The organism is Agrobacterium sp. RC10-4-1 (genome assembly GCF_014138475.1).
Classification (GTDB): Bacteria; Pseudomonadota; Alphaproteobacteria; order Rhizobiales; family Rhizobiaceae; genus Agrobacterium; species Agrobacterium pusense.
On record NZ_JACJIT010000003.1, the window covers coordinates 610,192 to 625,816 of the forward strand.

Consider the following 15,625-nt stretch of genomic DNA (forward strand, 5'->3'; position numbering starts at 1 on the left):
GGGGAGTCGCTTCAGCCGAGGATCTTGGTCATCTCGATCGAGGTCGTGCGATCATATCCCGCATGGGCATTTTCTGCCGTCTTGACGAAACCCCAAGCCCCGAACTTTGCATGATTGGCGACAAGCTCAATCCGGGTTTCCAGCCGTAGCGCCGGCAGCGCCAGTTCACGGGCCAAGGCCTCGGCTTGCGCCAGTAACATTTTACCGATGCCCTTTCCCTGCGCTTTCGGGGAAACGCACAATTTGCCGACGTAAAGACAGGATGGCGGCTCCGGCCTGCAGAAAAGGCAGCCCAGCAGGTCATTCCCGTCCAAAACCACGAAAGCAATCTCCGCCCTTGCCTTTTCGGCGAGATTTTCAGGCGTCAGGCGATGGGCTGAAGATGGTGGGTCGATGACGCCATCCATGTAAGCGAAGGACGTCATGATAAGCGCCAGCAATTCATGCCAGCGGTCGAAGTCGTCGCCAATTCTTTTGATTTCCATCATGTTTTCTTTGTCCCTTGACGCCGCTTGTATCGCACCGTTTCGAAACGCGCCGACAGGGCGTCATAGAGGAGCAGACGGCCAATCAGCGGTTCGCCGGCACCGGTGATCAGCTTGATCGCCTCCATGGCCATCAGCGTGCCGATAACGCCGGTCAGCGCGCCGACAATCCCTGTTTCCGCACAATTCGGGATGAGCCCCTGCGGCGGCGGCTCGGGAAACAGGTCACGATAGCCGGGCAGCAACGTGCCGTCGGCATTTGTTTCATAGGGCTTCAGCACCGTCACAGAACCATCAAAACGGCCAACGGCGCCCGTCACCAGCGGCCTTTTTGCCGTTTCCGCCGCGTCCGCTGCGGAATATCGAGTGTCGAAATTGTCCGATCCGTCAATCAGGAGATCGAAAGATTGCAAATGATCATGCGCCCAGACCTGCGAAAAGCGGTCTTCGTACACGATTGTACGCACATGAGGGTTAAGGCGAACGATGGCCTTTCGGGCACTTTCCGTCTTCTGCTCGCCAATCGTCCCGCTATCGTGGATCACCTGGCGCTGAAGGTTGGAGAGAGACACGACGTCATCGTCGATCATGCCGAGTGTGCCGACGCCGGCGGCGGCTAGATAATGAAGCACCGGCGCACCGAGACCACCCGCCCCGATGACCAGCACGCGCGCGGCCTTCAGCCGTTGCTGGCCTGCACCGCCGATTTCCGGCAGCAGGATATGGCGTTTGTAGCGTTCTATTTCTTCCGGGCTCAGCGGGTCCATGTCGCACTCCCTCTCTTTGCCTTCATACGGTGATGCTCCCGTGGGATACATTGAAGAATTGTGCCCGCTCCCCAAGGGCGGAGAACATGGCCGCATCCGTTCCAGTCATGAAACTCTGTCCCCCCAGCGCGTGGATGAGATCGAACAATGCCGCCCGCCTGCCCTCGTCCAGATGAGCGGCAATCTCGTCCAGCAGCAGAACCGGTGCGTAACCCGTCATGTTGGCGGTCAGCTGCGCATGCGCGAGCACCAGCCCCACCAGCAGCGCCTTCTGCTCCCCCGTCGAACAGCGTTCGGCTTCCATGTCCTTTTCCGCATGCCGCACGAAGAGATCGACACGGTGCGGCCCATCAAGCGTGCGCCCGGCGGCGGCGTCCCGGTAGCGACCTTCACGCAGCATCAAGCCATATTCGTCTTCCAGATCGACGGCGGGACGGTTCAGGCCATCATCCATAAAGCCGGAAAGCGACAGCGTCGCAGAGGGGAAGGCCGCATCGCCCGTCCGCCCTTCGATCAAACTCCGGAGCAGGCCGAGCATCTCATAACGGGCAACCGCCATGGAGATGCCGAGTTCAGCCATCTGCTTTTCGATACCATCCAGCCAGACCGGATCAAAACGGCCCTCGGAAAGCAGTCTGTTACGCCCACGCATAGCTTTGTCAAAATCGCTGGCGCGTCGACCATGGGCGGGATCAAGCGATAGCACAAGTCGGTCAAGGAAACGCCGGCGGTCAGACGATGAGCCTGTAAAAAGGCCGTCCATGGCGGGGGTGAGCCACAGGACGCGCAGATGGTCGGTCAATTCATCGACGGATTTGACTGCCGTGCCGTTCAGCCGCAGCCGGCGCGACACCACCTCGCCATCGCCTTCAATCCCCGTGCCGATCGCGACCTCGCCATCCATGCCATCGACATCTGCGAAAATCGAAAAGCCGGTAGCTTGCGCACCCACGCGCGTGACGTCGGACAGAACCGCGCGGCGAAGTCCGCGTCCGGGCGACAGAAACGACACCGCCTCCAGAAGGTTGGTCTTGCCGGACCCATTGTCGCCGGTCAGCACCACATGGCGGTCATCCAGGGAAAGCGATGCCGCCGCGTAGTTGCGGAAGTCCGTGAGTTTCAGTCGGGAAAGCGAGACCTTGTTCGTCATGGTTACGGCCTAAAACGAAGCTGCCCCAATGGCAAGGCGGCTCTTGTCCATGTTTATTGCCTAGCGCCGAAACCATGCGAATTATTCAGTAGTGGCAACTTTTTTAGCGGGCGGCTATTTATAGCCGGTTCGTTATCACCGGTAACTCTTCCATGCGTCTCCTCCTGCCTCTTTTTATCATGCTCGGTCTTCTTTCCTCCTGCGCCGGACGGCCGGGAGCGGACGTGCTGCAAGCGGTCGACACCAGGGCGAAGGATGCCAAAATCGTGACCGCCTATGTGGCAAGCACGCGCGAAAAAAGCGAGGAGGCCAAAAAGGGCTTCAGTGCGCTCAGAGCGGCCGAACCGAATTATGCCCGCTTCGACATTTCGATACCGCCCACCCACAAGAGTGGAAACATTGAGTGGTCGACCGGCAAACCCGACGCGAAGAAGGATTTTGTCGTCACACAGGCGCAGATGTTGAGCAAGGCTCGTTTCAACGATGACCTCGGAGATATCACCCGCTCCGGCAAGCAGATCGCGCTTTTCGTGCATGGCTATAATTACAGCTATCAGGAAGCGCTTTTCCGGGCAGCGCAGATGGCAGCCGATGCCAATCTGGATGGTGTGCCGCTGGTATTTGCCTGGCCCTCGCAGGCGAATGTCGCCGGCTACGTTGCCGACAAGGAATCGGCGACCTACTCCCGTGACGCACTCGCCAATCTGCTGACAGACCTCACACGCCGTTCTCCACGCAAGAACATTGTCGTTTTCGGCCATAGCATGGGCGGCTGGCTGGTCATGGAAGCGCTACGCCAATTGCGTTTCGAGGGGCGAAGCGACGTTATTGCCAAGCTGCAGGTGGTTCTTGCCGCGCCCGACATCGATGCCGATGTCTTCCGCAAACAGATCGAGGTGGTTGGCCGGCTCAACCCGCCGCTCACCGTTCTGGTTTCCAAGGACGACCGCGCCCTGAAAGCCTCCTCCATACTGGGCGCAGACGTCACGCGGATCGGCGCACTTGACGTCACGGATTCGAAGGTGCAGGACGCCGCCCTCAAGGAGGGCGTTCAGTTCGTGGATATTTCCAAGCTGAAGGCGTCGGACCCGCTCAACCACGACCGCTATGCTGCTTTGGCGTCACTCGTGCCGCAGCTGGAGGCAAGCCGCAACGGCAATGGACAAAACGGCATCGGCCGTGCGGGCGCTTTCGTGTTCGATGCTATCGGCGCGACCGTATCGAGCCCCTTCCGGCTTGCCAGCCAGGTGGTGAACCCGCAGTAAAAATACTGCGGGTTACCCGAAGGTTTCAGAAGTCCCAGTCTTCGTCCTCGGTCGCGACCGCCTTGCCGATGACGTAGGACGAGCCGGAGCCGGAGAAGAAGTCGTGGTTCTCATCTGCATTGGGCGAGAGCGCTGAAAGGATCGCCGGATTGACCCGGCAAGCCTCGGCGGGAAACAGTGCCTCGTAACCCAGGTTCATCAGAGCCTTGTTTGCATTGTAATGCAGGAACTGCTTGACGTCCTCGGTCAGGCCGACTCCGTCATAGAGGTCCTCGGTATATTTCGCCTCGTTGTCGTAAAGCTCAAGAAGCAGGTCGAAGGCGAAATCCTTGATCTCCTGCCTTTCGTTTTCATTAAGGCGGTCTACCGCCCTTTGGAACTTGTAGCCGATATAATAGCCGTGCACGGCCTCGTCGCGGATGATCAGGCGGATCAGGTCCGCCGTGTTGGTAAGCTTGGCGCGGCTTGACCAGAACATCGGCAGATAGAAGCCGGAATAGAACAGGAAGCTCTCCAGAAACACGCTGGCGATCTTTTTCTTCAGCGGATCGCCGCTGTCATATTCCCGCATGATCAGCGCGGATTTGCGCTGCAGGAACTCGTTTTCCTCCGACCAGCGATAGGCATCATCGACGTCAGGCGTGAGGCACAGCGTCGAGAAGATCGATGAATAGGAACGGGCGTGCACCGCCTCCATGAATGAGATATTCGAGAGTACCGCCTCCTCATGCGGTGTTGCCGAATCCGCCATCAGGCGCACCGCGCCGACGCCGTTCTGGATTGTGTCCAGCAATGTCAGGCCGGTGAAGACACGGATCGTCAGTTTCTGCTCCTCGGGCCTCAGTGTTCCCCAGGAGGGGATGTCGTTGGAAAGCGGCACCTTTTCCGGCAGCCAGAAATTCGAGGTCAGGCGGTTCCAGACTTCCAGGTCCTTGTCGTCCTCGATGCGGTTCCAGTTGACCGCGCGGATGCGGGACACAGGTTTTACGGCGATGTTCATTGTCTTGTCCCTCAAATCAGAGCGTGCAGGAAACGCAGCCCTGAACCTGCGTGCCTTCCAGCGCCATCTGGCGCAAACGGATGTAGTAGATGGTCTTGATGCCCTTCTTCCAGGCATAAATCTGTGCCCGGTTGATGTCGCGGGTCGTGGCCGTATCACGGAAGAACAGCGTCAGAGACAGGCCCTGATCGACATGCTGGGTAGCCGCCGCATAGGTGTCGATGATCTTTTCAGGGCCAATCTCATAGGCATCCTGGTAATACTCGAGATTGTCGTTCGAGAGATAAGAAGCCGGGTAATAAACTCGGCCGATCTTGCCCTCTTTACGGATTTCAATCTTCGAAACGATCGGATGAATGGAGGATGTGGAGTGGTTGATATAGGAGATCGAGCCTGTCGGCGGCACGGCCTGAAGGTTCTGGTTATAGAGGCCTGATGCCATGACCTCCTGCTTCAAGACCTTCCAGTCTTCCTGGGTCGGAATGGCGATACCGGCCTTTTCGAACAAGTCGCGGACCTTCTCCGTCGCGGGCAACCATTCCCGGTCGGTATATTTGTCGAAATATTCGCCCGAGGCATATTTGGAGTTTTCAAAGCCCTTGAAGCTCTGGCCTCTTTCCACCGCCAGCCGGTTGCTGGCGCGGATAGCGTGATACGTCACGGTGTAGAAATAGATATTGGTGAAATCTATGCCTTCCTCCGAGCCATAAAAGATGCGCTCGCGCGCCAGATAACCGTGCAGGTTCATCTGACCGAGCCCGATGGCATGGCTTTCGTCATTTCCCTTTTCAACAGACGGAACGGAGGAGATGTGGCTCATGTCCGCCACCGCCGTCAGTGCCCTGATGGAGGTTTCAATGGTCTTGCCGAAATCGGCCGAATCCATTGCCGCGGCGATATTCAATGAACCGAGATTGCAGGAAATATCCTTGCCCATGTGACTATAGGAGAGATCGGCGTTGAACGCGCTCGCTTCGCTGACCTGCAGGATTTCCGAGCAGAGATTGCTCATGCTGATGCGACCGGCAATCGGATTGGCGCGGTTCACCGTATCCTCAAACATGATGTAGGGATAACCGCTCTCGAACTGGATTTCGGCGATCACCTGGAAGAATTCGCGCGCCTTGATCTTCTTCTTGCGGATGCGGCTGTCGGCGACCATCTCGTGGTATTTTTCCGTCACCGAGATTTCGGTGAAGGGCACGCCGTAGACCCGCTCCACATCATAGGGAGAGAACAGATACATATCCTCGTTGTTGCGGGCGAGCTCGAAGGTGATGTCGGGGATGACGACGCCGAGCGACAGGGTCTTGATGCGGATTTTTTCGTCGGCGTTTTCACGCTTGGTATCGAGGAAACGCATGATGTCGGGGTGGTGGGCATGCAGATAGACAGCACCCGCACCCTGGCGGGCGCCGAGCTGGTTGGCATAGGAAAACGAATCTTCCAGCAGCTTCATCACGGGTATGACACCGGAGGACTGGTTTTCGATCTGTTTGATCGGCGCGCCAGCCTCGCGAATATTGGTCAGTGAAAGGGCAACGCCGCCACCGCGCTTGGAGAGCTGCAGCGCCGAATTGATGGAGCGGCCGATGCTTTCCATATTGTCTTCCACGCGCAGCAGGAAACAGGAGACCAGCTCGCCGCGGCTCTTCTTGCCCGCGTTCAGGAACGTCGGGGTCGCCGGCTGGAAGCGGCCGGAAATGATCTCGTCGACCAGATTGCGTGCCAGCTGCTCATCACCGCGCGCAAGGGAAAGCGCCACCATGCAGACGCGATCCTCGTAACGCTCCAGATAACGTTTTCCGTCGAAGGTCTTCAGCGTGTAGGAGGTGTAATATTTGAACGCACCGAGGAAGGTCGGAAAGCGAAACTTCCGGGCATAGGCCTCGTCATAGAGGTCACGAACGAAATTGAAGGAATACTGGTCCAGCACCTCCTGTTCGTAGTAACCCTCCGCTACCAGATAATCGAGCTTTTCCCTGAGGTTATGGAAAAACACCGTGTTCTGGTTGACGTGCTGGAGGAAATATTGACGGGCAGCAAGACGATCCTTGTCGAGCTGGATTTTTCCGTTCTCGTCATAAAGGTTCAACATCGCGTTCAGCGCGTGGTAGTCCAGGCCTGCATCGAGCGGCGTCTGGCTTGCGGCTGTTGGCTGTTTGGTGTCCTTGCGCAGCGTGCTAGCGGTCAGCGTGTCCAAAATCGTTCCAATCCATGTTTGACGTTGGCGACATCCTCCTCAGTGCCGAGAAGCTCGAAGCGATAGAGAAACGGCACTGCGCATTTGCGCGAGACGATGTCTCCGGCGGATGCGAAAGCTGCGCCAAAATTGGTGTTTCCCGCCGCGATGACGCCGCGAATGAGATTGCGGTTGGAGGGTTCGTTTAAAAACCGGATGACCGGCTTCGGCACGGCACCCTTGGTGCCGCCGCCGCCATAGGTGGGTGTGACGAGCACATAGGGTTCCGACACCTGAGGCACGTCATCCTCAGCGCCGAGCGGCAGGCGAAGCAACCGCCGCCCCAGTTTCAGAAGGAAACGATGGGTGTTTTCGGAACGACTGGAATAATAGACGATCAGACCCATCGCCTGCCGCCTCAGCCGATCGAGCCGATCATGTCCGGCCGGAACCCCGCCCAATGGCGTTCACCGGCAACCACCACCGGAACCTGCATGTAACCGAGACCACGGACATGATCGAGAGCGTCAGCATCTTCGGAAATATCGACGATCTCATAGGGAACGCCTATGCGGTCGAGTGCGCGATAGGTGGCGGTGCACTGGACGCAGGCGGGTTTGCTGTAAACGGTGATGGTCATAATTTCCCTTTCGAAGCTATTTTGGACGCGGCAAAGCGTTGCCGATTGCAATCGCAATCGGGCGGCGGTGGTTTTGTCATTCAGGTAGGGCGTGCTCTCTCGGAGTTTTCTCGGAAACTCCGACTGGTTCTCCTGGAACTGCTGAAAGCCGCAGAAAATCACTCCCTACGCAGATGAGCGTAGCAACTCAAAAATATGCACTGGCATGACTTCACCCCGAAGCTTGTTCTGGAGGGGGCAGAAAAGGGCGCACGCAAATCATCTGCGTCTACACCTTCCTCCGGACACCCCGCCCGTGGACGTTTGCGCTCAAGGCAGGTCTCCTGACTTGCGGGTCACAACATCTATTCCGGCCTTCCCGGAGCGCTCAGCTCCAGTGACTCAAATCGGAACGATGCTCGCCGCTTACAGTTGCGGGGGCAGTTTCGGCCTTGCTTCACCACGATGGCGTCACGCACCGAATTCCCGTCTTAGCTCCCAATCCTTGCGAATCGGAAGAACCTCGAACACCACATATAGTATATGAGGAAATTTTCTCGTCAATAAATAGACACACAAAAGCCCCGCCCTGTGGATCAAAAAGATTCAACACATGGTCAACAATGACTTAACGGCGGGCCGGACACACCGCGCGGGAGATGAAGATCTTAATCTATTCCCAGATATCGATGTGGATATCGGCGGGACGGGCGTTTTCGATCACCCTTTTCCCGTTGGGAAGATCGTTTGCGAAAAGCTTGGCGTGGATCTGAGCTGCATCGAGACCATAACCCAGCCATCTGTTTCGCAGCCTCTCTTCCAGCACCGCGACGGACGGACCCACGAAGATAGTGAGATCAAAGCTTCCGGAAAGGTTTGTCCAGGGCGCTTCGTTCAGCAGCAGATAATTGCCCTCGGCGAGGATGAAGCGTGTTTCCGGAGCAATCGCACGGGCAGACGCAATGGCGATTTCACGGGAGCGATCAAACACCGGGACAAGCACCTCCTGCCCGCCCTTGCGAACGGCGGAGACGATATCGAGGAAGCCACGCACATCGAATGTTTCCGGCGCACCCTTCCTTGGCAGCAGTCCTCGCTCTTCGAGGATGCCATTGTCCATATGGAAGCCGTCCATGGGCAGAATGGCGGCCGTTTCGCCCCGTGCGCGCAAGGCGTCGCAAAGAGCATCCGCCAACGTGGATTTGCCGGCCCCAGGGGGACCGGCAATCGCGACGATGAAACGGGAGTGGCCTTCTGCCCGCTGAAAAACCTCTTCGACGATCGTCTCAAGCTTCAGCGTCATGCGGCGAGCGTTTCCTTCGGTGCTTCCTTGGCACCGGTCATGAAGGCGACGGCATCCGACATGGAATAGTCCTTCGGATTGATGACGCACAGGCGCTTGCCAAGCCGATGGATATGGATGCGGTCGGCAACCTCGAAAACATGCGGCATGTTATGCGAAATCAGAACGATCGGCAGGCCGCGGGAACGCACGTCGAGAATAAGTTCCAGGACACGGCGGCTTTCCTTTACCCCAAGCGCGGCAGTCGGTTCGTCAAGGATCACGACCTTGGAACCGAAGGCGGCTGCACGTGCCACCGCGACGCCCTGGCGCTGACCGCCAGAGAGGGTTTCCACCGCCTGATTGATGTTCTGGATCGTCATCAGGCCGAGTTCCGACAGTTTTTCGCGGGCGAATTTTTCCATGGCCGGACGATCCAGCGCGCGGAAGAGGCTGCCCTGTATGCCAGGCTTACGGATTTCCCGGCCAAGAAACATATTGTCGGCTATGGAAAGTGCTGGAGACAAGGCCAGGTTTTGATAGACGGTCTCAATACCCGCCTTGCGCGCCTCAATCGGCGAACGGAACTGCACAGGCTGGCCCTCCAGCCGGATTTCCCCCTCATCGGGCGTAACCGCGCCGGAAATCGCCTTGATGAGAGAGGATTTTCCCGCGCCGTTGTCGCCGATCACGGCCAGGATTTCGCCCGGGTAGAGATCGAAATCGGCGTGATCGAGGGCCGTCACACGGCCATAGCGCTTGACGAGATTGCGTGCTGTGAGAATGGGTTCTTTTGTCATCAGCCTGCTACCTTTCTGATCCACTGGTCGATTGCGACAGCCAAGATGATGAGGACGCCGATCAACAAATAGGTCCATTGCGGGTCTGTCCCAATAAGCCTGAGGCCGAGCGAAAAGACGCCGACGATCAGGGCGCCGAAGATCATGCCCATGATGGAGCCGCGTCCACCGAACAGTGACAGACCGCCGATAACCACCGCCGTGATGGATTCGATATTGGCGAATTGGCCAGCAGTCGGCGAAACCGACCCGATGCGGCCGATGAGAGCCCAACCGGCAAAGGCGCAGATGAGGCCTGACAGGGTGTAAACAGTGGTCAGCATACGTTTGACGTTGACACCGGCGAGCTCTGCGGCATCCGGATCGTCACCCACGGCATAAAGATGGCGGCCCCAGGCGGTGCGGTTCAGGACATACCAGAGCAGAGCAACAAGCAGAACCATGGCGATGACGCCGTAGGTGAAGACCGCATTGCCTATACGAAGATTGGCGCCGAAAAATTGCAGGATCGGTGCCTGCTGGGCAATGTCCTGAGCCCGGATCGTCTCATTTGCGGAATAGAGGAAGTTGGTCGCGAGCACGATCTGCCACATGCCAAGCGTGACGATAAAAGGCGGCAGGCGCATGCGCGAAACCAGAACGCCGTTTATGAAGCCGCAAAATGCGCCAACGGCGAGACCACAGAGAATGGAGAGCTCCGCTGGCAGACCGTAACGGAAAGTGAACTGCCCCATGACGACCGAGGACAGAACCATGATCGCGCCGACCGAAAGGTCGATGCCCGCCGTCAGGATGACCAGCGACTGTGCCGCGCCGACGATGCCGACGATCGCGACCTGCTGCAGGATGAGGGTCAGCGAAAAGGCCGAGAAAAACTTGCCGCCGAGGAGCAGGCCGAAAATAATCAGCGACAGCACCAGAACGATAAGCGGCACTGCCGCCGGGCTGGAATGGAGAAAGTGCTGGAATTTTTCCAGCGCGCTCTTGTCGTGCGTATCGAAAGCGGCGACCTGCGTCGAACTTCCGGAGAGCACTTTTTCAAATTCATTATGCGGCTGAGCCCGCACCGGCTGATCGCTCATGGATTTTCCTCCCGATCGCTCCATCGCATCCGCCCTGACACCGAGGTCTATCTCCAAAGAGAGTGATGCGTAGATTTCAAAGTGTTGAAGCGGCCTTTGTCATCCCCGAAGGGCGCGCAACGCGCTCGTTTGTTCCTTTGTCCGATCCCCCGGATCGTGCCTGATATTCATTCTGGCCCAAGGGCGGGGGCACGAATGCCCCCGCGGGTTTCAACGGTGAGGCATCAGCCCCAGCATTTGTTGAGACCTTCCTTCGTATCGATCGAGTCGAGGCCCTTGACCGGCTTGTCGGTTACCAGCGTCACGCCGGTGTCGACAAAGTTCTTGCCTGCTGTCGGCTTCGGCTTTTCACCCGTGTCCGCAAACTTCTTGACGGCTTCGACGCCAAGCGCCGCCATCAACAGCGGATATTGCTGCGAGGTCGCGCCGATAACGCCCTCCGCGACGTTCTTGACGCCCGGGCAACCGCCATCGACGGAAACGATCAGCACGTCCTTTTCGCGGCCGACGGCCTTCAGCGCCTCATAAGCGCCGGCAGCCGCAGGTTCGTTGATGGTGTGGACAACATTGATGGTCGGGTCCTTCTGCAGCAGATTCTCCATCGCCGCACGACCGCCTTCCTCGTTACCATTGGTGACATCGTGGCCCACGATACGCGGGTCGTTCTCGTCACCGATCTTGTTGATGTCCTTCACATCAATGCCAAAGCCCTTCATGAAGCCCTGGTTGCGCAGCACATCCACAGTCGGCTGGGAAGGGGTGAGGTTGAGGAAGGCGATTTTTGCGTCCTTGGCCTTGTCGCCCAGCGTGCCGGCGGCCCACTTACCGATCAGTTCGCCAGCCAGAAGATTGTCGGTTGCGAAGGTGGAATCAGCGGCATCGACAGGCTCCAGAGGCGTGTCGAGGGCAATGACCAGAAGCCCCGCATCACGTGCCTTTTGCACGGCCGGAACGATGCCTTTGGTATCCGATGCTGTGATCAGAATACCTTTGGCGCCATCGGCGATGCAGGTCTCGATCGCTGCGACCTGGCTTTCGGAATCGCCGTCGATCTTGCCTGCGTAGGATTTCAGCGTCACACCAAGCTCCTTGGCCTTGGCAGTCGCGCCTTCCTTCATCTTGACGAAGAATGGATTGGTGTCGGTCTTGGTGATGAGGCAAACAGATGTGTCGGCGGCGGAAGCGGCGGAAGCGAAAGAAACGCCAAGCGCAAGCGCGCCCAGAAGAGCGGAAACAGTGGTCTTCATGAGATCCTCCCAATGGATATTTGAGCACCTATTCGGCTACCCGACGATCTCGTCTCCTCCGAGAACAATGATCGTTAGCTCCGATGGAACCACCAAAGGAAACGGCTGTCAATAAATAAATCCGATTGAATTATTAATTCTGTGTGGCATTCTGAGGCCCGGCATGGAGGAATATCGCCAATGACGTTTACGTTGCGATAGCAAGATTGCCATAAAGCCAGCTGTATCGGCCGCGGCAGATATGGAAGGCGGGAGGATGACATTATGAGACAATCTGTCGAGACGGCGCAGCAAGCGCCGCCCACTACCATGGATATGAGCGGTGGCGCCAACCAGATCGGTGTGCGCGCTTATAACGAGCGGCTTGTGCTCTCCCTCGTTCGCCGCCATGGCGGGTTGTCAAAAGCCGAAATTGCCAGACTTTGCGGTCTCTCCGCGCAGACCGTTTCGGTTATCATGCGCTCACTCGAAAAGGACGGACTTCTCATCCGCGGCGAAAGGCTGCGCGGCAGGGTCGGCCAACCATCGACCCCAATGCGCCTCAATCCCGACGCCGTGTTCTCCTTCGGTGTCAAGATCGGCCGGCGCAGCGTCGATCTGGTGTTGATGGATTTTGTCGGCCACATCAGGCTCAAGCTTCGCAGGACCTACCCCTATCCGCTGCCGGAATGGATATTGCCCTTCGTGATCGAGGGTATGGCCGAACTGGAATCGAAGCTTTCCCCCGCAGAACGGCAGAAAATAGCCGGTGTGGGTATCGCCGCCCCGTTCGAACTCTGGAACTGGGCGCAGGAGGTCGGGGCGCCGCAGATTGAGATGGAACGGTGGCGGGATGTCGATATTCGGGCGGGCATCGCCGAAAACGTCAGCTACCCGGTGTTTCTGCAGAATGACGCAACCAGCGCCTGCGGTGCTGAACTGGTATTTGGTGCGGGCCAGAATTATACCGATTTTCTCTACGTCTTTATCGGCTCCTTCATAGGCGGCGGCGTTGTCCTGAATTCAGCGCTATTTTCTGGAAAGACCGGTACCGCAGGCGCAATCGGCCCACTGCCCGTCCAGGGGGAGGATGGTAATACCGTTCAGCTCCTCAAAATCGCATCCATCTTCGTTCTTGAGAACATGCTGCGCGAAAGAGGCATCGATCCGCGCCCCCTCTGGTTCTCGCCCGACGAATGGATCGATTTTGGCGAACCGCTGGAAAGCTGGATCGGAAAAACTGCGGCAGCCCTAGCCCAGGCTGTCATCGCCGCAGCATCCATCATCGATTTTTCCAGCGTCATCATTGATGGTGGCTTTCCGGACTGGGTCAGGACAAGGATCGTTGCCGCCACCCGGGAGGCGCTCAAACGCCACGATCTTCAGGGCGTCACGCTGCCGGAGATCGTCGAAGGCGCCGTCGGCAGCCAGGCGCGTGCAATCGGTGGCGCCAGCCTGCCCTTGTTTTCCCGTTACCTCATCGATCAGAACGTTCTGTTTAAAGACACGACCGGCTGACCCGGCTCATGTGACTTTTTTCTGACGGGATTTCCTCTGGGTGTCGGCCGGTCAGTCGCTGGCGGCATGCTGCATGATCGCCTCAAGAAAGGCCGGACCGTAACGTTCCAGTTTGGTATCCCCCACGCCTGGAATCTGCGCCATCTCCTTCACGGAGACCGGTTTTGCGGCGGCAAGCTCGATGAGCGTCTTATCGTGAAAAATCACATAAGGCGGAACGTTCTGTGCGCGGGCGATTTCCATGCGTTTTGCGCGCAGAACCTCGAAGAGGCCGCGGTCAGCGTCTGGCAGGGCGGCAGATGCGGCGTTTCGCGGCGCCTGCTGCCGGGGCGCAGATGGTATTCTCAGCATCAGCGACGGTTTTTCACGCAGGAACTGCCTCCCGTCGGCGGAAATGGACAATCCGCCGTGTCCGGACAAATCGACATCAATTAGTCGCAACGCGACCAGCTGGCGAAGAATGGCGCGCCAGGTGCGATTGTCGTGCTCCTTACCGATGCCATAAGTGGTTATGCGATCATGCCCGAATCGGGAAATCCTTTCGTCTTCGAGGCCCAGCAGGACGCGGATGACATAGGCTTGTCCGAATCTTTCTCCGGTGCGGTAAATACAGGAAAGCAGTTTTTGGGCGGCTATGGCGCCGTCGAACAGATCCGGCGGCTCCGCGCATGTATCGCAATTGCCGCATGGCTCGCATCTGTCGCCGAAATAGGAAAGCAATATCTGCCTGCGGCAGCTTGCCGTCTCCGCAAGACCGAGCAGCGCGTCGAGCTTCTGCCGCTCCATATGTTTGCGCTGATCCGCGGCGTCCGATTCCTCGATGAAACGATTACGCAACGCAATGTCTTCATAACCGTAGAGCATGAGCACGTCGGACGGGAGACCATCACGGCCTGCGCGGCCGGTCTCCTGATAATAGGCTTCAATGCTGCCGGGCAGATCAATATGGACGACAAAACGTACGTCCGGTTTGTCGATGCCCATGCCGAAGGCAACCGTCGCGACGATGATGACGGCTTCGCCGTGCTGGAAACGGGTCTGGTTCTCCTCCCGCGCGGCTTTGTCCATGCCGGCATGATAAGGCAGTGCGTCACGTCCTTCTTCGCGCAGCCAGGCGGCCGTTTCCTCGACCTTGCGTTTCGACAGGCAGTAAACGATGCCGCTTTGGTCTTCCCGGTCTTTCAGAAAACGTCTGAGCTGAGCGCGGGGATTATCCTTTTCCATGATCGCGTAGCGGATATTGGGACGATCGAAACCCGCGATGAAGGCATCGTCCTCTTTGATATCCAGATGGCCGAGGATTTCGGCGCGGGTAGGTTCGTCGGCTGTTGCCGTCAGCGCCATGCGCGGCGTATTCGGAAAACGCTCGATAAGCAGATCGAGTTGGCGATAGGGCGGACGGAAGTCGTGCCCCCATTGCGAAAGGCAGTGAGCCTCATCGACAGCGATCAGCGACAGATCAATGGATTGAAGTGCCTCGAGAACTTCCGGTTTGAGAAGGGTTTCCGGCGCAGCATAGAGAATATCGACATTTCCGGAGCGCATGGCCTGCCAGAGCGCCCGCCGCTCTTCTGGCGAAAGGTCGGAGTTGAGTGCCTCGGCCCGCACGCCGGCCTGCCGAAGCGCCGCCACCTGATCGACCATCAACGCGATCAGCGGCGAGACGATCAGCCCCATGCCTTTGCGGGCGAGCACCGGAATCTGGTAACACAGTGACTTTCCGCCACCCGTCGGCATCAGCACGAAGGCGTTGTTTCCGGACGTGACATGCCGAATGATTTCCGCCTGTCGCCCACGGAAGCTGTCATAGCCGTAAACGGTCTTGAGGATTTGCAACGGATCGTCGTTCACGGCTTCTTCTTCTGTGTCTCGAGGATGGCGTATCATCGCCAGTTTCGGTTCCATGGCAATCCCGAATGTGGAATTGGCCGCTAAGACAGAAGCTGCGTCAGGCGTTGGCGTACAGAAACCGCTTGAGGCACGCCAACATCACAAGCCATCCGGTCGGGTCCTCCCCGGAGGGACGCCTGGAACGAGCGGCTTCCTGTATGGCTTCAGATTGCACGGCTTCGGGCCAGGGTGCATCCGGGACTTTGTGAAGCCGGGTTGTTTTCGGAGTGTTCGACTGTGTTTGGGTGCACCCACTTGCCCCGGGTGCTCGGGGGCGGATTTGTGCTATCGTAGAGCTATGCCCGAAACGCAAGAAAGCCCTCTTTTGGGAGAGGGCTTTCTTGTTTGCTTTCTTCGTA

The 15,625-nt window shown here is 58.0% G+C and carries 14 protein-coding genes and 1 riboswitch; of the genes, 2 read left to right on the forward strand and 12 right to left on the reverse strand.

Going from position 1 to position 15,625, the window contains the following annotated elements:
• Positions 1 to 11: 11 nt before the first annotated feature.
• The 3 genes from FHW77_RS11545 to recF are packed head-to-tail and all read right to left on the reverse strand — an operon-like array spanning position 12 to position 2,402.
• Complete coding sequence (locus FHW77_RS11545; RefSeq protein ID WP_004439033.1) at positions 12 to 488, reverse strand: GNAT family N-acetyltransferase; 477 nt, start codon at positions 486 to 488, stop codon at positions 12 to 14.
• Entirely contained in the window at positions 485 to 1,252 is a 768-nt protein-coding gene (locus tag FHW77_RS11550; protein ID WP_004439030.1) for a molybdopterin-synthase adenylyltransferase MoeB, read from the reverse strand. Before FHW77_RS11550 ends, FHW77_RS11545 begins: the two co-directional genes overlap by 4 nt.
• Before the next feature lie 22 nt (positions 1,253 to 1,274).
• Entirely contained in the window at positions 1,275 to 2,402 is a 1,128-nt protein-coding gene (recF, locus tag FHW77_RS11555) for a DNA replication/repair protein RecF (protein WP_004439028.1), read from the reverse strand.
• Positions 2,403 to 2,554: 152 nt separating this feature from the next.
• Between recF and FHW77_RS11560 the strand changes: the two genes are divergently transcribed.
• The gene (locus FHW77_RS11560; RefSeq protein WP_004439025.1) at positions 2,555 to 3,667 is read left to right on the forward strand and encodes an alpha/beta hydrolase; all 1,113 of its coding nucleotides are present in this window, start codon (positions 2,555 to 2,557) and stop codon (positions 3,665 to 3,667) included.
• A 25-nt stretch (positions 3,668 to 3,692) separates the two neighbouring features.
• Here the strand turns inward: FHW77_RS11560 and nrdF are convergent, their stop codons facing one another.
• The 8 genes from nrdF to FHW77_RS11600 all read right to left on the reverse strand — a co-directional run bounded on the left by nrdF (position 3,693) and on the right by FHW77_RS11600 (position 11,879).
• Positions 3,693 to 4,667: a class 1b ribonucleoside-diphosphate reductase subunit beta gene (nrdF, locus tag FHW77_RS11565; RefSeq protein ID WP_004439022.1), complete on the reverse strand. Its 975-nt coding sequence runs from the start codon at positions 4,665 to 4,667 to the stop codon at positions 3,693 to 3,695.
• 16 nt (positions 4,668 to 4,683) lie between these two features.
• Positions 4,684 to 6,870: a class 1b ribonucleoside-diphosphate reductase subunit alpha gene (gene nrdE / locus FHW77_RS11570; RefSeq protein ID WP_004439020.1), complete on the reverse strand. Its 2,187-nt coding sequence runs from the start codon at positions 6,868 to 6,870 to the stop codon at positions 4,684 to 4,686.
• The gene (gene nrdI, locus FHW77_RS11575; protein WP_004439016.1) at positions 6,858 to 7,256 is read right to left on the reverse strand and encodes a class Ib ribonucleoside-diphosphate reductase assembly flavoprotein NrdI; all 399 of its coding nucleotides are present in this window, start codon (positions 7,254 to 7,256) and stop codon (positions 6,858 to 6,860) included. The genes nrdE and nrdI overlap by 13 nt, the downstream gene beginning before the upstream one ends.
• 11 nt (positions 7,257 to 7,267) lie before the next feature.
• Positions 7,268 to 7,489 carry a glutaredoxin-like protein NrdH gene (nrdH, locus tag FHW77_RS11580; RefSeq protein WP_004439013.1) on the reverse strand — a complete coding sequence of 74 codons (222 nt, stop codon included), beginning with the start codon at positions 7,487 to 7,489 and terminating at the stop codon, positions 7,268 to 7,270.
• A gap of 296 nt (positions 7,490 to 7,785) precedes the next feature.
• Positions 7,786 to 8,009, reverse strand: a riboswitch (cobalamin riboswitch).
• 132 nt (positions 8,010 to 8,141) lie between these two features.
• Positions 8,142 to 8,771, reverse strand: a complete 630-nt coding sequence (locus tag FHW77_RS11585; protein WP_004439011.1) for a nucleoside triphosphate hydrolase — start codon at positions 8,769 to 8,771, stop codon at positions 8,142 to 8,144.
• Entirely contained in the window at positions 8,768 to 9,550 is a 783-nt protein-coding gene (locus tag FHW77_RS11590) for an ATP-binding cassette domain-containing protein (RefSeq protein WP_004439010.1), read from the reverse strand. Before FHW77_RS11590 ends, FHW77_RS11585 begins: the two co-directional genes overlap by 4 nt.
• Positions 9,550 to 10,632, reverse strand: a complete 1,083-nt coding sequence (locus FHW77_RS11595) for an ABC transporter permease (RefSeq protein WP_004439008.1) — start codon at positions 10,630 to 10,632, stop codon at positions 9,550 to 9,552. The genes FHW77_RS11590 and FHW77_RS11595 overlap by 1 nt, the downstream gene beginning before the upstream one ends.
• Before the next feature lie 224 nt (positions 10,633 to 10,856).
• Positions 10,857 to 11,879, reverse strand: a complete 1,023-nt coding sequence (locus FHW77_RS11600; RefSeq protein WP_004439006.1) for a sugar ABC transporter substrate-binding protein — start codon at positions 11,877 to 11,879, stop codon at positions 10,857 to 10,859.
• Between the two features lie 264 nt (positions 11,880 to 12,143).
• Here FHW77_RS11600 and FHW77_RS11605 point away from each other — a divergent pair, with 264 nt between their 5' ends.
• Positions 12,144 to 13,376: an ROK family transcriptional regulator gene (locus tag FHW77_RS11605; protein ID WP_004439004.1), complete on the forward strand. Its 1,233-nt coding sequence runs from the start codon at positions 12,144 to 12,146 to the stop codon at positions 13,374 to 13,376.
• 51 nt (positions 13,377 to 13,427) lie between these two features.
• Here the strand turns inward: FHW77_RS11605 and recQ are convergent, their stop codons facing one another.
• The gene (gene recQ / locus FHW77_RS11610) at positions 13,428 to 15,227 is read right to left on the reverse strand and encodes a DNA helicase RecQ (protein ID WP_034496364.1); all 1,800 of its coding nucleotides are present in this window, start codon (positions 15,225 to 15,227) and stop codon (positions 13,428 to 13,430) included.
• Positions 15,228 to 15,625 lie beyond the last annotated feature (398 nt).